A 19,281-nucleotide genomic window follows, 5' to 3' on the forward strand; every position below is an offset into this window, starting at 1 on the left:
GGGGGCGGACTGCCGACCGCACCGGAAGGGGGTCTGGAGGGCAATGTCGTGGGTCCTTCCCGTCGGAGGTGCCAATTCTACGACCCGGTTTGCTCGTGGGAGCAGGTCCGTGTCACAGTTCGGCCAGTCCGCGCGAGCGGGCGGGGCGGCGCACGGTGATCAGGGACGCCGCACCGCCCGCCACGAGCACGACCTCGGCCCCGTGCCGGACCGTGGGCAGCGGGATGTCCGCCGGGGTGACGACCACCGCGGCGCCGGCCCGGCCGGCCGCGTGGGCCAGGGCGATGGCCCGCCCCTGACGGGCACGGCGGAGGGAACAGGACCGGTGCCACACGACCTGGACCCGGGCCGGGGTCCCGGCGGCGTCCAGGGCCGGTCGGGTGCGGGCGGCGACGGCCTCGGCCTCGCGCAGCGCCTGCTGGTGGATCCGGGCGGCGATGACGGAGTCGGTGGTGAAGGCCGAGCGCAGCATCGGCACCAGCAGCAGCAGCGGGCGGTTCTGTTCGGCGGCGGTCCGAGCCGCGCAGCGGACCACCGTGACGGCTTCGGGACCGTCGGTGATCACCGCAGCCACGGGGCGGCGAGGGGCGAGGGCGGTCATCGGAGCTCTCCTTCGTGACGGTGGGCGCGCTCGGGGTCGTCCCGGCGGTCGTGCCGGTGCGGAGTGGCGGCCGCCGGGCGGTGGCGGGACCACACCGGCTCCAGGGCCCCGTCCTCGGCCTCGGTGGCGACCCGGAACGGTGGCTCCGCCGGGGTCGGCAGCGCCTGGCGGCCCTGTCCCCGGGTGGCGCGCAGGCTGAGGACGACCGACACGGTGATGATGGTGGCGACCACGGCCAGGGAGACCGGGGTGGGGATGTAGAAGAGATCGATCTTGAGCAGCATCTTGATCCCCACCCAGATCAGCACCAGAGCCAGGCCGATCTTCAGGTACACGAAGCGGTGGATCAGGTCGGCCAGCAGGAAGTACATGGCCCGCAGCCCCAGGATCGCGAAGGCGTTGGCGGTGAAGACCAGGAACACCTCGTCGGTGACGGCGAAGATCGCCGGGATGGAGTCCACGGCGAAGACGACGTCGGTGGCCTCGATCAGCACGAGCACCGCCAGCAGCGGAGTCGCCAGCAGCACCCCGTTCTTCCGGACCAGCAGCTTCTGCCCGTGGTAGACATCGGTCATCGGCACGAAGCGGCGGAAACCGCGCAGCACCATCGACTGCTCGGGGTCCAGGTGCTCGTTGCGCTGGCGGATCATCCGGTACCCGGTGTAGAGCAGGAACGCGGCGAAGACGTAGAGGATCCAGGAGAAGTTCTGGATCAGCACCGCCCCGGCGGCGATGAAGATCCCGCGGAACACCAGGGCACCCAGCACCCCCAGGAACAGCACCCGGTGCTGGAACTCCCGGGGGACGGCGAAGTAGCTGAAGATGATCGCCCAGACGAAGACGTTGTCCACCGCCAGGGACTTCTCGATCAGGTAGCCGGCGAAGTACTGCTGGCCGAACTGCGCGCCCCAGACCTGCCAGACGATGACGCCGAAGGCCACACCGAAGGCCACCCACACCCCCGACCACACGGCCGCCTCGCGCACCCCGATCACGTGGGCGCGGCGGTGGGCGAACAGGTCCACCGCCAGCATCACCACGATGAAACCCAGCACCGAGGCCCAGATCCAGAACGGGACATCCATGACGAAACCTTCCGATCGATCCGATCGGAGGTCTCTCCCGGCCCGGACCGGACCCGTTCCACCGGGCCCGCGGGGGCCGTAGTGACGACGGAACGCTGGGGGATACTCCCCTCCCTGTGTGAACAACTGAAGCACACTTCACCTGTTTGCTCAAGACCCGGTTCCGCAGTCAGGCCCCGGGGTCGTCGCCGAGACGATCGCCAGCGTGTTCGCCCCCCCCCGTGGGGTTCCGTGGAACGTGCTCGCGACGCCGTGCCGGGGGGTGCCCCGGCGCACCATGGCCGGGGTCTGACGGATGAAACTTCGTCCTCCCACATGTTCGTGGCAGGTGCCGTGGACCTACCCTGAGGCTGGAGGTGGGGCCGATGTCGCGCAAGGTCATGGGGACGGTGTTCGGTGCGCTGCTCCTGGTGGCGGGGGTCCTGCTTCTGCTCGAGACGGTCGGTGTGCTGATCGCCGCAGGGCTGTTCTGGGGTGCGCTGTTCGTCGTGGCCGCCGCGGCCTTCTGGTACCTGTTCGTCGCCGACCCCCAGGCCTAGTGGGCGGCCATCCCCGGCGGTGCCCTCGCCGGTCTGGGCCTGGTGATCCTGGCCGACGAGGCCGACGTGGCCGGCAACGACCAGTGGGGCGGGGCACTGTTCCTGGGCGGAATCGGGATCGGGTTCGCCGCGGTGTACCTGCGCGACCGGCTCCGCTGGTGGGCCGTGATCCCCGCCGGGGTGCTGGTGACCCTGGCGGTGCAGGCGGGCCTGACCGGGGGCCGGCCTGGCTCCACCGCTCCAGGGCGCCCTCTTCTTCGCCGGGCTGGCACTGACCTTCGCGCTGGTCGCGCTGCTGCCCGGCGGGCCGCGGCGGTGGGCATGGATCCCGGCAGCAGTCCTCGGGGCCCTGGCGGTGCTGAGCGCGCTGGAGGCCACGGCTCTGCTGGCGGTGTACACCTACGTGTGGCCCCTGGCCCTGATCGCCGCAGGCGCCGTGCTGCTGTGGCGGGCGATCGGCAGAGGCCGTGGACCGTCCACCGACCAGGACGCCGTGCCGGAGCCCCCACCACAGGGTCCCGCCCGTTCAGCAGAACCGCACAGCAGGAGGGAGCCGTCATGACCGTCCTCGTCGCCGACGCCACCCGGCACGGCGCCACCGCCGGGATCGCCGAACGGATCGCCGCAGAGCTCAGCCTCGGCGGGTCCCTGGAGGGCTGAGAGCGCCCGAGCGGACGAACCACCACCTCCGGGACTGCTGATGCCGAGCGCAGGCAGGGTCCGGCGCCCCACCTGCCGCATGTCCGTGCGCTCGCGCTGCGGGACGACGGCACGGGCCGGCTCCATCCGGACATGGTCCGGGCACCATGGGATTCGCACCTCTCGTGGTGCCCGTCGCACAGCCTCACATTCGCGTCTGCACCTACCGCCCGACTCCACTCAGGAGCAGAATCGGCTCTGACGAGGGAAGACAGAAGGGCGGCGGATCTCCATGGCACATTCGTCCACGTCACGGCTGGTCACCGGCACAGCGGCCGCGGCGCTGGCGGTGACGGGAATCGCGGTGGCGGGCCCGGCCCACGCCGCGGCCCAGCAGTACTTCACCTACGCCAACGAGTGGCGGGTCGATGAGCACGTGAGGGAGCTCGCCGACGTCAACGGCGACGGCCGCGCCGACGTCGTCGGCTTCGGGGACCCCGGCACCTTCGTGGCCTACGGACGGACCGACGGCACGTTCGCCGCCCCGGTCCTGGCGATCCGCGACTACGGCACCGCCCAGCGCTGGGCCTGGGAACAGGCCCAGCGCACCACCGGCGACGTCAACGGCGACGGCCGGGCCGACCTCATCGGCTTCGGCACCAAGGGCGTGCAGGTCTCCTACGCCCGCCCGGACGGCTCCTTCACCCCGGCCGCGCAGGTGGTGGACGACTTCGGCTGGGCCCAGCGCTGGACGGTCGAACGCCACCCCCGCCATGTGGCCGACGTCAACGGCGACGGGATCGAGGACATCGTCGGCTTCGGCGACGCCGGGGTCCGGGTGGCCTACGGCCGGGCGAACAGCACCTTCGCCCCCGCCGCCCTGAAGATCCCCGATTTCGGGGTGAGCCAGGGCTGGCGGACGGACCAGCACCCGCGGCAGCTGGCCGACGTCAACGACGACGGGGCCGCCGATGTGGTCGGCTTCGGCTACGGCGGCACCTGGATCTCCTACGGCCGCACCGGCAGCACCTTCACCCAGCCGGGGCTGGAGGTCCGCGACTTCGGCACCGCCCAGGGCTGGCGGGTCGACCAGCACCCCCGGGCGGTCGGAGACATCACCGGCGACGGGCGGGCCGACATCGTCGGCTTCGGCCACCGCGGGATCCACGTGGCCCGCTCCATCCCCACGCTGCCGAGGAACATCAACTTCTACCCCACAGCCCTGGAGGTCGCCGACTTCGGGGCAGCCCAGGGCTGGCAGGTCGATCGCCACCCGCGGTTGCTGGCGGACATCACCGGGGACGGGGTGGAGGACGTGGTCGGCTTCGGCAACGCCGGCACCTGGGTCTCCGACGGCAACCCCGCTCCCCTGACCGGCCCGCGCCTGCTGACCCCCGAGTTCGGCTACAACACCGGATGGACCCCGCAGAAGTACCCGCGGCTGCTCGGCGACGTCAACGGCGACGGCCGGGACGACATCGTCGCCTTCGGCCACTCCCAGCTGAGCGTGCGCCCGTCCTGAAACCAAACACTCCGGCACCGCACCCGATGCCCGAACCCCCGGAGGCCTGAGATGACACGTTCACTGGTGCACCGCGTGATCGCCGGTGCCTCCGCTGCGGGGCTGGCCCTGGGAGGTCTTGCCGTGGGCGGCGCCGCGCAGGCGACGCCCACCGCCGCCCAACCCATGTTCTCCTACGCCGACGGGTGGCGAGTGGAGCGTCACGTGCGCGAGCTGGCCGACGTCACCGGCGACGGGCGGGCCGACATCGTGGGCTTCGGCGACGCCGGGCTCTGGGTCGCCCACGCCCGCCCGGACGGAACCTTCACCACCCCGGTCCTGCGAGTCCGGAATTTCGGCGCTGCCCAGGGCTGGTCCACCACCGGCCACGTGCGCACGGTGGCCGACCTCGACGGAGACGGCCGGGCGGACCTGGTCGGCTTCGGCGACGCCGGGGTCTCGGTGGCCTACGCCCAAGCGGACGGGACCTTCACCGCCCCGGCCCTGAAGGTGCGCGACTTCGGCGCCGCCCAGGGCTGGTCCACCACCCGCCACGTGCGCACGGCCGCCACCGTGGGGGCAGACAGCGCGGCGGCGGACCTGGTCGGGTTCGGCGACGCCGGGGTCCTCGCCGCCAGCGGCCGGACGAACCGCACCTTCACCGCCCCCGCCCGGCTCTCGGACAGCTTCGGGTACGACCGGGGCTGGCGGGTGGAGAAGCACCCGCGGCTGCTCGCCGACGTGTACGGGGTCACCCAGCACGAAATCGTCGGCTTCGGGGACGCCGGCACCTGGATCTCCCGGTGGTCCCCGGTCGGCTGGTTCATGGGCCCTCCCCGCTTGGAGATCGGCGACTTCGGATACGACCAGGGATGGCGCACCGACCGGCACACCCGGATCCTGGGCGACCTCAACGGCGACCGGATGAAGGACGTGGTCGGTTTCGGCCACGGCGGGACCTGGGTCTCCTACGCCGGCGGGGACGGCAGGTTCAGCGCGGCAGCACTAAAGGTCCCGGAGTTCGGCTACGCCCAGGGATGGCGCACCAACCTCAACCCGCGCACCCTGGCAGATCTCAACGGCGACGGCCTCCAGGACATCGTGGGCTTCGGCTACGAAGGCATGTACGCCGCCCACGGGCGCACCGACAACACCTTCGATGCCCCCTTCCTGCTGTCCGGGGACTACGGGGTCGGCCTGGGCTGGGACGAGCGTCTCCCCCGCCTGCTCGGCGACGTCAACGGCGACGGACGCGACGACGTCGTCGGCTTCGGGGCCAGCCGCACCGTCGTGACCCTGTCCTGAGAACGTGTCGGGACACCTCCATCCGCCCGGGGCCGGCACTGTCCTCGGCGCGGCGACGTGCGGGGTCCAGGCCGCCTCGCTGCGGGTCGACGCGGCGCTCGAGCACTGGCTGGTCGGACGCGGAGCAGCCCACCCGCGCCGGTGGATGGCGATCCTCGCCGTGCTCGCCTCGCTGGCCATGGACGCCGCCGGGGACCGCGTGCGCACTCTCGCCGTGCAGGACCGCCGGTCCGCCTCCTGACGGTCCCCGGCAGAACGACCCCGGTGCCGCTCCGCGCGCTGATCCACTCCGCCACCATCGGAGTGCCGGCCGCGACGATCACCGTCCGCCCGGTCCGCGCGTGACCGGCCCCTTCCGCGGCACCCGGCACATAGGATCGGACCAGGGTGTGCACCCGCGCGCTCGGTGATCCCTGCTCGGCACCCGATCCCATCGACGAGAGGACGTCCCATGCGCCGCCCCGTTCCTGCTCTACTGGCTCTCTCCGCCCTGGCCCTGACGGGCTGCGGGCCGACCGCCGACGACGTCCAGGCGATGGTGGACGGCGAGACCGCCTACGACGACGCACTGGCACTGCGCGAGGACGTCGTCGGCGCCGGTGTCGAGTGCCCGGGCACGGATCAGCTGCAGGCACCGGCCGACCCCTCGACCACTTTCCTCGACTGCGCCAACGGTGTCATGGCGATGGCAGTCGCGGGCTCCGAGGAGAGCATGGAGGAGCTTCTGGACCTCCTCAGCAGCGAGGAGAACGCCTCCTTCCTGCACACGGCCAACTGGGTGGTCATCTCTCGGGACGAGACTCCCCTGCAGCAGCTGCAGGACGAGCTCGGTGGTCGGATCACCGCGAACCCCTGAGCGGTCGCGGTTCCGACCCGAGGGCCGAGAAGCAGGAGCCGTCGGCGTGGAGGACCTCCTGGAGCACCACGGCACTGCGCCGGTCGTCGACGGCGCGGGAGGTCCCGGGGTCCGATGCCGCGAACGCGCCGCGGGACGACCCAGGTCGGCGGCCCCTTCTGGGAGAGCAGGGATCGTCGGCGGCCTCGCCGTCGACCGGCCATGGGCTGCTCTGCCCGCAGGGGTGACCGTAGCGCCGGCGACGGTCACTGGTCGGCGGCGTCGATGATCCGGGCGACCAGCACCTCGGTGGTTACGGTCGCGTCCACGACACTCCACCCCCAGGCGGAGGCGAGCTCGAGGTAGGCGGCGCGGGCGGTGCGCAGGTAGTCCAGGGACTCGTCGTCCTCTCCGCGGCGCAGGATCCGTTGCTGGGCGATCTCGGCCGGCACCTCGAGCACGACCACCGTGTCCGGGCGCAGCACCCAACAGGCCAGCCGCGGCAGCCAGCGGCCCGCCGGCAGACCACGACCCCGGCGCAGCACCAGTTGGCACACCAGGTGACGGTCGACGATCACCAGGCCCTCCCTGCGCCAGGCCCGGGCCTGGGACACCAGGACGTTGAGGATGCGCACACTGGTCTCGAACCGGTCCGCCCACCGCACGGGCACCTCCAGTCCGCACCGCGCCGAGGCGCGGGCCAGCCAGCGGCGACCCGACCGGTTGCGCAGCACGATCGCCGGGACCCCGGCTTCCCGTGCCGCAGCCGCCAGGGCGGTCGCCGCGGTCGTCTTCCCGGACCCGTCGATGCCCAGCAGCACCACGATCTGCCGGTGCCCGCGCGTCGGTGACCCGGCATGCTGCACCCTCCCCCCCGGACGCAACGCTGGTCGTCAGGCACCGGCCACCCCTTCTGTCGGCTGTTCTTCGCACCACTGATCGCAGGATCCCACGCCGTGCGCCACGACGCGTTCCAGAGGTCCTCGGCCGAGGGCGCGGTGCCAGGCGGTGACGAAGCGCGGCCGTGGACGCGGGCCAACCACCTCCGGGCCGGGCTGTCCGTGCTCGGAGCACTCTGCCTGCTCCTGCCCTGAACTCATCGCCGACAGCAGACGACCGCGACCGGGGGTCGCCCGAACCGTCGCGGGAACAGCTCACCGGTGGGCTGCATCTTCCGTCCACGCTCTCCACCTGCGATGCCTGGCCACGACGGGAGCCCAGAAGACCGTGGCCCGAACCTCGGCTGATGGCGCGCATCCGATCCCGGAGGTCGGGGACTGCACGCATCGTGACCGGAAGACGGAGCGCACCCATGAGCACCTCCCCCGCACGCCTCGCCCATGGCCGAGCTGACCATCGCCGCCCTGACCCTGACCGGGTGCGGTCGCGGTTGCGGGTCCGGCTCCGCCGCCGGGGACGATGAGCTCTCCGGCACGCTGACCGGCATCGGCGCCTCCTCCGAGGAGACAGCGATGACCGCCTGGCAGAAAGGATTCCAAGAAGCCCACCCCGGGGCCGACATCCGCTGCTCCGGGACCGGCCGGGAGGCCTTCACCGCCGGTGGAGCGGACTTCGCCCGCACCGACGCCGACCTCGACGCCGAGGAACACGAGGCGTCGCCGGAGGTCGGCGGACCCGAGGGCGGCTCCCGCATGCCGGCCGGGATCTCCCCCATCGCCGCGGCCGCCCCGGACGTATGGACCGAGGAGGTCTCCGGCAAGAGGCCCTCACGATGGCCTGTGGAGAACTCCACGCCCGCCGGGGGGTCGGACGAAGTACGACACGGCCGTGGACCTCGCCCGGGACACCACCGAACCCGGCTCCTACCCCATCGTTCTTGTCTCTGAGCACCTGTACTGGCCGCAGTACGACTCCCAGGCCACCGCCGACCTGACCAAGGCGATCGGGAAGTACATGATCAGCGAAGAGGGCCAGCCGACCGCCGCCGGCTCCGCTCCAATCTCCGAGAGCCTGGGCGCCTCAGCGCAGGAAGCCCCCGACCAGACCACGGTCGCCTGCCGGGGGCAGTCGAATGCCCCAGCTGGACCGTCGCGGAACGGCTGGGGCATTCGTCACGAGTGCTCGGGGGCGCATCCGTGCAGGTCAGACAGGATTCGGGGGTCTCCTGCTGGCCTCCGACACCGTAGGGAGCCGCTGTGACCGTCCGGCCAACGGCAGGTGAACGCCCAGTAGCACCGGATGCGCATGGCCGGGCACCCGGGTTCCTTCAGCGGCAGAACGGTGCCGGGAACGCGGCACCCGGTGCGCTCGGGGGTGAGGAACTCCTGCAGGCCGGGAAGGTTCTCGGTGCTGGTGTGGTCGACCCCGGCCGCCTGCAGCTGGGTCCACATTCTCTCCCGGGCCTGCCCGGCGATGTCGTTGGTGGCCCAGAACCGCACCCGGTACCCGGCGTCATGGGCGACCCGCAGCTCTCCCTCGACCAGCCACCCATCGGCTTCCACGGAGGTAGAGCCGTGCTCCGGAGCATCGAACAGGGGCCGACCGTGCTCGTCGTCGTTGTGGGCGTGGGCCTGGGCCAACGGAGCACCCAGCTCCACCGCCTCGTCAGTGGGAATGGCGGTGGCCGTCTGCGGGGCGCTCCGACCGGCACGGGCCCCCGGGTTGCCGCGACATCACCAGCAACCTGCGGCGAAGGCGGCAGGCGGTCCGTTCAGATGATGTTTGCCCAGTGGGCCTATGGTCGGTCCAGACGCTCGGAGCGAGGAGGACACCATGACGCGCGTCCACAGGCCGATGACGGCGGCGGCGCTGGCGGCAGTGCTGCTGATGGGGGCCGGTGCCCCGGCCGTGGCGGGGCCCGACCATGACCACGGGCACAGGCACGGGGAGCAGCGGGGCAAGGGCACCCGGGAGGCGGTGCGGTTCATGACCTACAACGCCTCACTGAACCGAGGGACCGAAGGGCAGTTGCGTGAGGATCTGGCCACCGCGGACGACGCCCAGGCCCAAGCGGTGGCCGAGGTGATCCAGCGGACCGATCCCGAGATCCTGCTCATCAACGAGTTCGACCATGACCCCGAGGGCCGTTCCGCCGAGCTGTTCCACGACAACTACCTTGCGGTCTCGCAGAACGGGCAGAACCCGGTGGACTATCCCTACGTCTACTCGGCCCCGGTGAACACCGGCGTGCCCTCGGGGCTGGATCTGAACCAGGACGGGACCGTGGGCGGGCCTGACGACGCGTGGGGGTTCGGGGCCTTCCCGGGCCAGTACGGGATGGTCGTCTACTCCAAGCACCCCATCGACACGCCCAACATCCGCACGTTCCAGGGCTTCCGGTGGGCGGACATGCCCGACAACCTCCTCCCCGCCGACTACTACACCGACGAGCAGGCCGGGCAACTGCGGCTGTCCAGCAAGTCCCACTGGGACGTGCCGGTGCGGATCGGCAAGAAGACCGTGCACGTGCTCGCCTCCCACCCCACCCCACCGTCCTTCGACGGCGACGAGAACCGCAACGGGCGGCGCAACCACGACGAGATCCGGTTCTGGGCCGACTACGTGTCCGACCGGGCCGCGTCGTCGTACATCTACGACGACGAGGGCCGACGTGGTGGGCTGGAACCCGGCTCCCGTTTCGTGGTCATGGGGGATCAGAACTCCGACCCGCACGACGGCGACTCCTGGCCCGGAGCCATCCAGCAACTGCTGGAACACCCCCGGGTGCAGGACCCCCTGCCGACCTCCGCGGGTGGGCCCGAGGCGGCTGCTCGGCAGGGCGGAGTCAACCTGAGTCACCTTTCGGATCCCGCTTATGACACCGCGGACTTCAACGACGACCCGGCCCCGGGCAATCTGCGGGCCGACTACGTGCTTCCGTCGAAGAACCTGCGGGTCCTCGAGGCCGGTGTCTGGTGGCCGGCACCCGGGGAGCCCGGGTCCGAGCTGACCGGGGAGTACCCCTTCCCCACCTCCGACCACCGCCCCGTCTACATCGACATCGCCGTCGCAGGACACCGATGACCCGGCACCAGGGGCGGTAGGGCGCCGCACTGTGCCACGACATCCCGGCCCTCTACCGCCCTGCCGTACCTCACGCGGTCATGGGGCGGGTCGGTCGTTGCAGCGCAGGACGTGACACCGGGGACAACGGGCGGGGACCGGGTGGTGTTCGATGGAGCACCTGCGGTTCACCTCGGGATGCTCCACTGGGGTGTCGATCTGTCGTCCCCCGGAGGATCCCCATGAGCCCCCGCATGTCTGCACCCACCCTGTTCCGGACGTCTTTGGGCGCGGCCTTCACCGCCGCGCTGCTGGCCGCCCCGCTGACGGTCCCGGTCCACGCCGCCCCGGAGGGGGCGCGTGTGGTGATCAACGAGGCGTACACCAACGGCGGGCCTTGACCCCGAATCGTGGACACGGTGTCGTTTCGGTTATGCCGCTTCCGTGAGCGTAGCGGAGGCGGCGGTTTCGTAGGCGTTCGGGGCGATGTTCCCGATCGCGGAGTGGCGTCGGCGGGTGTTGTAGCGGTTCGCCCATCGGAACACGGCCCGGTAGGCGGTGGGCGCGTCGGGGAACGCGGCGCGGCCTTCGAGCAGCTCACGCTTGAGGGCCGCGTTGAGGCTTTCGGCGAGGGCGTTGTCGGCCGATGAGCCGACCGCTCCCATCGACTGCCTCACCCCGAGCTGCTCGCACAGCGCTGCGTAGGACTTCGATGTGTAGACCGAGCCGTGGTCGGAGTGGAACACCGCCCCGGCCAGCGTCCCACGCTCGCACCAGGCGACCTTCAGCGCGTCCTCGACGAGCTCGGTGCGCATGTGCCCGGCCATGGCCCATCCGGCGAGCTTCCGGGAGCCCAGGTCGATGCAGGAGGCGAAGTAGAGGTTCGTGCCGTCCTCGAGGGGCAGGTAGGTGATGTCACCGACGTAACGGCAGCACGGCGCGCCGGTGCTGAAGTCGCGGCCGATCAGGTCGGGGAACCGCCTGCCGGACTGGTCCGGGATCGTGGTCCTCACGCGTTTGCGCAACCGGATCCCGGCCAGAGCGTGCTCGCGCATCACCCGGGCCACGCGCTTGTGGTTGACCCGGTCACCGGCCGGCACGTCCTCGTTGAGGTCGGCCGTGATCCGGGGCGCGCCGTAGGCGCGGTCCCCGCCCCGGGCCGGGTCCTGCAGCACCCGGATCCGCGATACCAGCGCCGCGTCGGCCGCCGCCCTGGCCGCCCGTGCCGGCTCGGCGGCCAGCCAGGCGTAGAACGACGACCGGGCGATCTCGATGACCTCGCACAACCGCTTCACGCCCCAGGCGTCCTTGTGGTCCTCGACGAACTGGAAGCGGTTCACCAGTTCGTCTCCCCGGCGAAATACTTCGCCGCCTGGCGGAGGATGTCCCGCTCCTGGGCCAGCTTGGCCTGCTCGGCCCGCAACGCCGCGTTCTCGGCCTCCAACCGGGCGATCCTCGCCCCCGGCGACTCCGGCCGGCCCTGCGTCGGAGCGGCCGTGGCCGCGCCCGCCGTCGTCCCGGAGCCGAACTTGTCGACCCATTCCTTCAACGCGCCCCGGGACACGCCCAGATCCGCTGCGATCCCTTTGAGCGTCGCGCCCGGGGTGGACTCGTACAAGTCCACCGCCCGGCGACGGAACTCGTCGGTGTAGTTCTTCCTGGCCATCCTTGGATTCTCGCTTCTCCCAGCATCGTGCTGGATTCCGCGTGTCCAAGATCAGGGGTCAAGCGCCGGCGGCTCCACCAACGCTGTGTACCAGCACAAGTTCGTGGAGTTCTACAACCCCACCTCCGAGCCCGTGGACCTCACCGGGTGGACACTGCAGTACCGCTCCGCCTCCGGCACCGAGAACACCAACAGCTCTGTGGTGCTGTCCGGGGCCATCGCCCCAGGGGGTTACTTCCTGGTCCAGGGCGGGTCCAACGCGGGCAACGGTGCGGCTCTGCCCGCCGCCGATCTGGCCACCTCGTTCAACCCCGCCGGCGTCTCGGGCACCATCGTGCTCTCCGACGGCGCCGAGTCCCTGGCCCCGTCCACGGGCTCGGTGACCGGCGCGGAGAGGATCGTGGACCTGCTCGGTTACGGCGCGTCCAACACCTACGAGACCGCCCCGGCCACGGGCCCGGCGGCGAACTCCGACCCGAAGTCGATGACCCGCACCGACGGGGTGGACGCCGACGACAACTCGGCCGACTTCACGGCCACCACCACGGTGACCCCGCAGAATTCCGGCGGCACCGGGAGCGGACCCGCCCCCGAGCCCAGCCCGGCCCCCAAGGCCCCGCCGGTGGAGCTGGCGATCCGGGACATCCAGGGCACCGGGGACGTCTCCCCGGTGGCGGGGCAGGCGGTGACCACTCGCGGTGTCGTCACCGCGGTGTACGCCACCGGCGGGCTCAACGGCTACTACCTGCAGACCCCCGGCACCGGCGGGGACCTCGACCCGGCCACCCACGACGCCTCCGAGGCGATCTTCGTGTACTCCCCCGACACCGCGGGCACAGTGCTCCCCGGGGATCACGTGGAACTCGCCGGCACCGTCGCGGAGTACTACGGCCAGACCCAGCTCAGCGTCCGTTCCGAGGGCCTGCGGGTCCTCGACGAAGCCGTCGAGGCGGTCAAGCCCGCCGTCGTGGGGTGGCCCACTGAGGAGGCGGAGCGTGAGGACCTCGAGGGCATGCTCCTGGACCCGGCCGGCGAGTTCGTGATCACCGACAACTACGACCTCAACCGCTACGGGGAGATCGGGCTGGCCGCAAGCACCACCCCGCTGGTGCAGCCCACCGCCGTGGGCGCACCCGGCTCGCCGGAGGCCGCCGCACAGGCCGCCGACAACGCCGCCCGCGGCGTGCTGCTCGACGACGGGGCGACCACCAGCTACGGGAACTTCGCCAACTCCTCCGTCCCGTTGCCCTACCTCACCGCCGGAACCCCGATGCGGATCGGTGCGCCCGTGGACTTCGTGGCGCCGGTGGTGCTCGGCTACTCGTTCGACCGGTGGCGCCTCCAGCCCACGACCCACGTGACCGGGGAGAACGCCGAGGACGCCCCCGTGATCGCCGAGAACACCCGCACCGCCGCCCCTGAGGACGTCGGCGGGGACGTGCAGCTGGCCACGTTCAACGTGCTGAACTACTTCACCACCACGGGCGACGAGCTGAACGGCTGCACGTACTACACGGACCGCGCCGGGGACCCGATCTCAGTGCGCGGGGGCTGCGACGCCCGCGGGGCGGCCGAGCAGGAGGACCTTCAGCGTCAGCAGGCCAAGATCGTCGCCGCGATCAACGCCCTGGACGCCGAGGTCGTCTCCCTGGAGGAGATCGAGAACTCCGCGAAGTTCGGCAAGGACCGGGACCAGGCCCTGTCCGCCCTGGTCGACGCCCTCAACGCCGCCGGCACCGAGGTCTGGGCCTACGTGCCCTCCCCGGCCGAGCGGCCCGCCGTCGAGGACGAGGACGTCATCCGCACCGCATTCATCTACAAGCCGGCCGCGCTCGGGACCGTGGGCGAATCCGTGATCCTGCAGGACGAGGAAAACTTCGACAACGCCCGCGAGCCGCTGGCCCAGACCTTCCGCCCCGTCGGCGGCGCCGCGGCAGAGGACTTCACGGTGATCGTGAACCACTTCAAGTCCAAGGGCTCCGCGCCCAGCACCGGGCCCAACGCGGACTCCGGGGACGGGGCCGGGGCGTGGAACGCCGACCGCACGGCTCAGGCCCAGGCCCTGGTGGCCTTCGCCGAGGAGCTCGAGACCGCCCAGGGCACCGACCGGGTGTTCCTCACTGGCGACTTCAACTCCTACGACCAGGAGGACCCGATGCGGGTGCTCTACGACGCCGGCTACGTGAACCTGGCCCCCGAGGGGGAATACTCCTACGCCTTCGGCGGCATGGTCGGCTCCCTCGACCACGTCCTGGCCTCCCCCACAGCGGCCGAATTCGTGAGGGGCTCGGACATCTGGGAGATCAACGCCCACGAGTCGGTGGGCCTGGAGTACAGCCGGCACAACCACAACGCGGTCGACCTCTACGCGGCTGACCCGTACCGGGCCTCCGACCACAACCCGGAGATCGTCGGCCTGAGCTTCGAGGCCTCCGAGGACACCGACCCCGGCCGGGCGCGGAAGCCGGACAGGGGCAACTCCGCGGAGCACCCGGGCCGGGGCGAGCCCGGCCCGGGTGCCTGGGAGAAGGGCAGCGACCGCGCCCACCACGTGCTCGAGCGGATCTTCGGCTGACGTGCCGGCCGGCCCGGCGCCACACCAGCACCGGGCCGGAATCTGTCAACGTCGTCGGGTCAGTTGCTGAGCTGAAGCGTTGAGCTGATCGACTGTCTGGAGGGCGGGTTGATCCAGCCGTTGCGAAGCTGACCTCCCCCGGGTCGGGCGCAGACGAGGTCCCTGAGCTCGCGGCCTGCCATGTCTTCCTCGGTGCATGCGCGCCGAAGCCTCCACCGACGGCTGGACCTTGGCCCGCGGTTGCCCTGAGCCGGGTCGGTGTCGAGGTGCTTGGCAGCCATGCGCTCGTCCCCGGCCCGTGTGCCGGATTCCACGCCCGTCAACGCCTCGAGGTGTCCCGGGACGGCATCGGCGCGATTCGGGGCTTGGGGACGGAACTCCGCGGCGGACCGGGGGGCCAGACGGAAGGATTTGCCGTTGGCATCGAGGAAGTCCTCGAACATCACGGCTTCGCGTTGATCATCGTCGGTGCGTGAGGTCTGCTTGCCGGTGTCCTGCTCGCGCCGCAGCACCGCCGACGTCAGTGTTCCGTCCTGGTGTGCGCGCTGTCCGACGCTTGCCTTGGCGATGACAATAGCCCCGTCGTCAACAGGATTTTTGATCCTGTCAACGACGGGGCTACCGTCTTGGGCCTGACCGGCCGTTTCCTGTGCGCGAGGGGGGACTTGAACCCCCACCCTCTAATACGAGGACTAGCACCTCAAGCTAGCGCGTCTGCCTATTCCGCCACCCGCGCGAGTGGATCCAGGTGGAACGTCGTACCGTTTCCGGCCGCTCTCCCTGAACGCAACAGAAAATAAGTTACCACATGCGCGCCCGTGGTTCACATCGGCGCGGCTCCCGGGGAGCGGCCGGGGCGCCGTCGAAAAAATCGATGAAAACTCGTGGGTAGGTGCGCTCCCGTCTTCCCCCGCGCTTCGGCATGCGGTTGAATGTGTGCTGAGCATCTCCCGGATTCTCCAGCTGACCTGGGACGATGTTCACTCGAGAGTCGCGTCGGAGCCGCCGGGGTGCCCCCGTCCCCGCCGGCGACGTGAGTTCTCGGGGTGGCCGGGGACCCCCCTCACCTGTGCCGGCGGCGGCCGCCGCCGCCCCGTGCTCCCACGGGCTCACGGTGGCCGCCGCCTCTCCCGCACGGCCCCGGCGGTCACGAGGCACAGCCGGGCCGCCCGGGCCTCACAGCACGGACCGGTAGACCTCCACGGTCCGCTCGGCGATGGACTCCCACGCGAAGTGCTCCTCGGCGCGGCGCCGGCCGGCGGCCCCCATCTGCCGGGCGCGCTCCGGGTCGGAGACCACGTCGGTCAGCGCGGCCGCGAAGTCGGCCACGAACTTCTCGGGGTCCAACGGTGTGCCGGTGCCGTCCTGGGTCTGCTCGAGCGCGACCAGCCGGCCGGTCTCGCCGTCGACGACGACCTCGGGAATGCCGCCCGTGGCGGAGGCGACCACCGCGGTGCCGCAGGCCATGGCCTCGAGGTTGACGATGCCGAGCGGCTCGTAGACAGAGGGGCAGGCGAACGCCGTGGCGCCGGAGAGGATCTGGACGATCTCGCGGCGCGGCAGCATCTTCTCGATGAGCACCACCCCGGACCGGGTGGCCCTGAGGTCGTCGATGAGCGCGTTGACCTCGGCGCCGAGCTCCGGGGTGTCGGCGGCGCCGGCGCACAGCACGAGCTGCACGTCCTCGGGCAGCCGGGCCGCGGCGCGCAGGAGGAACGGCACGCCCTTCTGCCGGGTGACGCGGCCCACGAACGCCACGGAGGGCTTGGCGGGGTCGATGCCGTAGGACTCGAGCACGTCGGTCCCCTCGTCGGGCACCCACTGGCTGACGTCGATTCCGTTGTGCACGGTCCGGACCCGATCGGGGTCGACGTCCGGATAGGACCGGAGGATGTCCTGGCGCATCCCGTCGGAGACGGCGATGATCGCCGCGGCCGCTTCGTAGGCCGTCTTCTCCACGAAGGAGGACACCGCGTACCCGCCACCGAGCTGCTCGGCCTTCCACGGTCGGAGGGGCTCGAGGGAGTGCGCGGAGAGCACGTGCGGGATGCCGTGCATCAGCGACGCGAGGTGCCCGGCCATGTTGGCGTACCAGGTGTGGGAGTGCACCAGGTCCGCGCCGGCGATGTCGCCGACCATGGCGAGGTCCACGCCCAGCGTCTGGATCGCGGCGTTGGCGTTGGCCAGTTCCGCGGGCACGGGGTAGGCCTGCACCTCGACGCCGTTGACCCGTGGTTCGCGCGGAGCGCCGAAGCACCGCACTCTCAGGTCGACGAGCGGGGCCAGGACCCGCGAGAGCTCGGACACGTGGACTCCGGCGCCGCCGTAGATCTCGGGCGGGAACTCCTTGGACAAGATATCTACTCGCACGGTTCCGAGCGTACTGCAGGATCGCCCCGCCGCCACGGGAATCCTGCCGCCGCGAGCCGTGTGGGCTGCTCCGGGTGACACATCAGGACTCCTGTGCGGACGGTCACTCCCCTTCGCGGCTGTTAAGACACAATGAAGGCGCCTGTCGAGTGGTTCCGCACCGCGAGGCGGAGTTGTTGCGCCCGATTGCCGAAGAAGTCAGAGAGGTTCCCATGCCCCACCGTAAGAAGGTACTCGCGATCGTCCTGGCCGGAGGCGAGGGCAAGCGCCTGATGCCGCTCACCGAGGACCGCGCCAAGCCCGCGGTGCCCTTCGCGGGCGGCTACCGGCTGATCGACTTCGCACTGTCCAACATCGTGAACTCGGGTTATCTCCAGGTCGTGGTGCTCACCCAGTACAAGTCGCACTCCCTGGACCAGCACGTCTCCCAGACCTGGCGGCTGTCCACCCAGCTGGGCAACTACGTGGCCACCGTCCCGGCGCAGCAGCGGCGGGGCAAGGAGTGGTTCCTGGGCTCCGCCAACGCCATCTTCCAGTCGATGAACCTCATCGACGACGCGAAGCCGGACATCGTCGTGGTGGTCGGCGCCGACCACGTGTACCGGATGGACTTCTCGGCGATGGTGGACTTCCACATCGAGTCGGGGGCCCGCGCCACCGTGGCGGGCGTGCGCCAGCCGATGGAGATGGTCACGTCCTTCGGCGTGATCGAGACGGATCCCGACGACGTCACGAAGATCTCCCGCTTCGTCGAGAAGCCCCAGAGCACCGCTCCCCTCCCGGACGACCCCAACGCGTTCTTCGCGTCGATGGGCAACTACGTCTTCGACACCGACGCGCTCATCGAGGCGCTGCGGGCCGACGAGACGAAGGAGGGCACGAGCCACGACATGGGCGGGGACATCATGCCGTGGTTCGCGGACCGCGGCGAGGCGGCCGTCTACGACTTCACGAACAACGACGTCCCGGGCTCCACCGACCGCGACCGGCAGTACTGGCGCGACGTCGGCACCCTGGACTCGTACTACGACTCCCACATGGACCTGATCCGCCCGCTGCCGGTCTTCAACCTGTACAACTACGCCTGGCCGCTCTACACCCACGAGATCCAGGCGCCGCCGGCCAAACTGGTGCGCGGCCCGCGGGGCGAGGGCGGCATCGCCACGGACTCGATCCTCTCCCGCGGGGTGCTGGTCACGGGCGGGCGCGTCTCCGAGTCGATCCTCTCCCCGAAGGTCCTGGTTCACAACGACGCCACCGTCAACCAGTCCATCCTGCTGCCCAACGTGGAGGTCTGCGAGGGCGCCGTGGTGGAGCGGTGCATCCTCGACAAGAACGTGGTGGTGCCCCCGGGCGTGAAGGTCGGCGTGGACCCGGAGCAGGACCGGGCCCGGGGCCTGACCGTGACGCCCTCCGGGCTGACGGTCGCCCCGAAGAACTACCGATTCGAGGACTGACGGCTCCGGTCGCGCCGGCGGCCGATCATGACAACGGCACCGCACCACCGTTCCAGGAGGTGCGGTGCCGTTGTCATGATCAGCCGCGGTCCGGATCCGCTCGGGCTCCAGCCCTGCGGCGGCGAGTCGGTCCTCCGCACACTTCCGGGGACATCGCCTGCGCACCCGGTGCCGAAGAAGGGACAGGAACAGGACCCAGAATCGGAATCCTCACCAACTTATATGTATCGCCCCACGTCCGGGACGGGTCGACTGTGGGCGGCAGGACGGGGGACAGTCGAAATCATGGGCCCTTCGGGCTACATGCAAGCACATGCAATCTCCGTACGGTGAGAACCGATCAGCACATCGCTTCTCACCCCTCGGAGATGACCGTGAACGCTTCCCTCGGACGAGCTCTGCTCGTCGCCCCCATTGCCTCTGCCATCACCCTCTGCGGTTTCACCGGGGCCCTGGCCGTCGACCTTGTTCCCGACGCAGCACCTCCTGTCACGTCGGTCGTCGCCACCGCAGCGCCTCCCTCGTCGACGAACTCGCCGGCTGCCCCCAATGGCAAGAGCATTTCGGCTCCTGGCAACGGCACCCAGGGCAACGGGGGCCAGGGCAGCGACGGCACCACCCCCGGCAACGGCCACGACGGCAACGGCACCCAGGGCAACGGCGGCCACGGCAGCGACGGCACCACCCCCGGCAACGGCCACGACGGCAACGGCACCCAGGGCAACGGCGGCCACGGCAGCGACGG

The 19,281-nt window shown here is 70.9% G+C and carries 17 protein-coding genes, 1 tRNA gene and 1 pseudogene; 11 read left to right on the forward strand and 8 right to left on the reverse strand.

Annotation, left to right across the window (positions count from 1 at the left end; genetic code table 11):
* Positions 1-112: 112 nt before the first annotated feature.
* Entirely contained in the window at positions 113-601 is a 489-nt protein-coding gene (locus Q0817_RS15485) for a hypothetical protein (RefSeq protein ID WP_298590156.1), read from the reverse strand.
* Complete coding sequence (locus Q0817_RS15490) at positions 598-1,686, reverse strand: TerC family protein (protein WP_298590159.1); 1,089 nt, start codon at positions 1,684-1,686, stop codon at positions 598-600. Before Q0817_RS15490 ends, Q0817_RS15485 begins: the two co-directional genes overlap by 4 nt.
* A 365-nt stretch (positions 1,687-2,051) precedes the next feature.
* On the opposite strand from Q0817_RS15490, the gene Q0817_RS15495 reads away from it, so the two are divergent.
* The 5 genes from Q0817_RS15495 (at position 2,052) to Q0817_RS15515 (ending at position 6,526) form a co-directional block, all read left to right on the forward strand.
* The gene (locus Q0817_RS15495) at positions 2,052-2,225 is read left to right on the forward strand and encodes a hypothetical protein (RefSeq protein ID WP_298590161.1); all 174 of its coding nucleotides are present in this window, start codon (positions 2,052-2,054) and stop codon (positions 2,223-2,225) included.
* A 931-nt stretch (positions 2,226-3,156) separates the two neighbouring features.
* Positions 3,157-4,386 (forward strand): VCBS repeat-containing protein, encoded by a 1,230-nt coding sequence (locus tag Q0817_RS15500; RefSeq protein ID WP_298590164.1) that lies wholly within the window; start codon positions 3,157-3,159, stop codon positions 4,384-4,386.
* Positions 4,387-4,437: 51 nt separating this feature from the next.
* The gene (locus tag Q0817_RS15505) at positions 4,438-5,670 is read left to right on the forward strand and encodes a VCBS repeat-containing protein (RefSeq protein WP_298590167.1); all 1,233 of its coding nucleotides are present in this window, start codon (positions 4,438-4,440) and stop codon (positions 5,668-5,670) included.
* Between the two features lie 4 nt (positions 5,671-5,674).
* On the forward strand, positions 5,675-5,911 hold the full coding sequence (locus Q0817_RS15510; RefSeq protein ID WP_298590170.1) for a hypothetical protein: 237 nt from the start codon (positions 5,675-5,677) through the stop codon (positions 5,909-5,911).
* A 210-nt stretch (positions 5,912-6,121) separates the two neighbouring features.
* On the forward strand, positions 6,122-6,526 hold the full coding sequence (locus Q0817_RS15515; protein WP_298590172.1) for a hypothetical protein: 405 nt from the start codon (positions 6,122-6,124) through the stop codon (positions 6,524-6,526).
* A 245-nt stretch (positions 6,527-6,771) separates the two neighbouring features.
* Here Q0817_RS15515 and Q0817_RS15520 read toward each other — a convergent pair whose 3' ends face one another.
* Positions 6,772-7,371, reverse strand: a complete 600-nt coding sequence (locus Q0817_RS15520; protein ID WP_298590177.1) for an AAA family ATPase — start codon at positions 7,369-7,371, stop codon at positions 6,772-6,774.
* A gap of 474 nt (positions 7,372-7,845) precedes the next feature.
* Between Q0817_RS15520 and Q0817_RS15525 the strand changes: the two genes are divergently transcribed.
* Positions 7,846-8,352: a hypothetical protein gene (locus Q0817_RS15525; RefSeq protein ID WP_298590180.1), complete on the forward strand. Its 507-nt coding sequence runs from the start codon at positions 7,846-7,848 to the stop codon at positions 8,350-8,352.
* Positions 8,353-8,577: 225 nt separating this feature from the next.
* On the opposite strand, the gene Q0817_RS15530 is transcribed toward Q0817_RS15525, so the two are convergent.
* Positions 8,578-9,045 carry a hypothetical protein gene (locus tag Q0817_RS15530; RefSeq protein WP_298590183.1) on the reverse strand — a complete coding sequence of 156 codons (468 nt, stop codon included), beginning with the start codon at positions 9,043-9,045 and terminating at the stop codon, positions 8,578-8,580.
* Between the two features lie 193 nt (positions 9,046-9,238).
* Between Q0817_RS15530 and Q0817_RS15535 the strand changes: the two genes are divergently transcribed.
* Together Q0817_RS15535 and Q0817_RS15540 are read left to right on the forward strand one after the other, a co-directional pair.
* A complete protein-coding gene (locus tag Q0817_RS15535; RefSeq protein ID WP_298590186.1) occupies positions 9,239-10,489 on the forward strand; it encodes an endonuclease/exonuclease/phosphatase family protein in 1,251 nt (416 codons plus the stop codon).
* 233 nt (positions 10,490-10,722) lie between these two features.
* Positions 10,723-10,869 carry a hypothetical protein gene (locus Q0817_RS15540; protein WP_298590189.1) on the forward strand — a complete coding sequence of 49 codons (147 nt, stop codon included), beginning with the start codon at positions 10,723-10,725 and terminating at the stop codon, positions 10,867-10,869.
* 30 nt (positions 10,870-10,899) lie between these two features.
* Here the strand turns inward: Q0817_RS15540 and Q0817_RS15545 are convergent.
* A protein-coding gene (locus Q0817_RS15545; RefSeq protein ID WP_298590192.1) for an IS3 family transposase occupies positions 10,900-12,134 on the reverse strand; the annotation gives its coding sequence in 2 pieces (ribosomal slippage) (positions 10,900-11,825 and positions 11,825-12,134; 1,236 coding nt in all).
* Between the two features lie 34 nt (positions 12,135-12,168).
* Between Q0817_RS15545 and Q0817_RS15550 the strand changes: the two genes are divergently transcribed.
* Positions 12,169-14,709: an ExeM/NucH family extracellular endonuclease gene (locus Q0817_RS15550; protein WP_298590214.1), complete on the forward strand. Its 2,541-nt coding sequence runs from the start codon at positions 12,169-12,171 to the stop codon at positions 14,707-14,709.
* A gap of 59 nt (positions 14,710-14,768) precedes the next feature.
* On the opposite strand, the gene Q0817_RS15555 is transcribed toward Q0817_RS15550, so the two are convergent.
* The 3 genes from Q0817_RS15555 to glgA form a co-directional block, all read right to left on the reverse strand.
* Entirely contained in the window at positions 14,769-15,221 is a 453-nt protein-coding gene (locus Q0817_RS15555) for a hypothetical protein (protein ID WP_298590196.1), read from the reverse strand.
* Positions 15,222-15,359: 138 nt separating this feature from the next.
* Positions 15,360-15,445: transfer RNA gene (locus tag Q0817_RS15560), tRNA-Leu, on the reverse strand.
* Between the two features lie 440 nt (positions 15,446-15,885).
* Positions 15,886-17,079, reverse strand: coding sequence for a glycogen synthase (gene glgA, locus Q0817_RS15565; RefSeq protein ID WP_298590199.1), 1,194 nt, complete (start codon positions 17,077-17,079; stop codon positions 15,886-15,888).
* A gap of 212 nt (positions 17,080-17,291) precedes the next feature.
* On the opposite strand from glgA, the gene glgC reads away from it, so the two are divergent.
* Together glgC and Q0817_RS15575 are read left to right on the forward strand one after the other, a co-directional pair.
* Entirely contained in the window at positions 17,292-18,536 is a 1,245-nt protein-coding gene (glgC, locus tag Q0817_RS15570; protein ID WP_298590202.1) for a glucose-1-phosphate adenylyltransferase, read from the forward strand.
* Between the two features lie 374 nt (positions 18,537-18,910).
* A pseudogene (locus Q0817_RS15575) lies at positions 18,911-19,281 on the forward strand (hypothetical protein); the annotation flags it as partial.

Origin of the sequence: uncultured Kocuria sp., assembly GCF_947500125.1 — a bacterium.
Lineage (GTDB): Bacteria > Actinomycetota > Actinomycetes > Actinomycetales > Micrococcaceae > Kocuria.

What these genes read in the sequence shown, in the direction of transcription:
- Q0817_RS15485 (WP_298590156.1), bottom strand. Translation starts at nt 601, where the DNA reads ATGACCGCCCTCGCCCCTCGCCGCCCCGTGGCTGCGGTGATCACCGAC.
- Q0817_RS15490 (WP_298590159.1), bottom strand. Translation starts at nt 1,686, where the DNA reads ATGGATGTCCCGTTCTGGATCTGGGCCTCGGTGCTGGGTTTCATCGTG.
- Q0817_RS15495 (WP_298590161.1), top strand. Translation starts at nt 2,052, where the DNA reads ATGTCGCGCAAGGTCATGGGGACGGTGTTCGGTGCGCTGCTCCTGGTG.
- Q0817_RS15500 (WP_298590164.1), top strand. Translation starts at nt 3,157, where the DNA reads ATGGCACATTCGTCCACGTCACGGCTGGTCACCGGCACAGCGGCCGCG.
- Q0817_RS15505 (WP_298590167.1), top strand. Translation starts at nt 4,438, where the DNA reads ATGACACGTTCACTGGTGCACCGCGTGATCGCCGGTGCCTCCGCTGCG.
- Q0817_RS15515 (WP_298590172.1), top strand. Translation starts at nt 6,122, where the DNA reads ATGCGCCGCCCCGTTCCTGCTCTACTGGCTCTCTCCGCCCTGGCCCTG.
- Q0817_RS15525 (WP_298590180.1), top strand. Translation starts at nt 7,846, where the DNA reads ATGGCCGAGCTGACCATCGCCGCCCTGACCCTGACCGGGTGCGGTCGC.
- Q0817_RS15535 (WP_298590186.1), top strand. Translation starts at nt 9,239, where the DNA reads ATGACGCGCGTCCACAGGCCGATGACGGCGGCGGCGCTGGCGGCAGTG.
- Q0817_RS15540 (WP_298590189.1), top strand. Translation starts at nt 10,723, where the DNA reads ATGTCTGCACCCACCCTGTTCCGGACGTCTTTGGGCGCGGCCTTCACC.
- glgC (WP_298590202.1), top strand. Translation starts at nt 17,292, where the DNA reads ATGCCCCACCGTAAGAAGGTACTCGCGATCGTCCTGGCCGGAGGCGAG.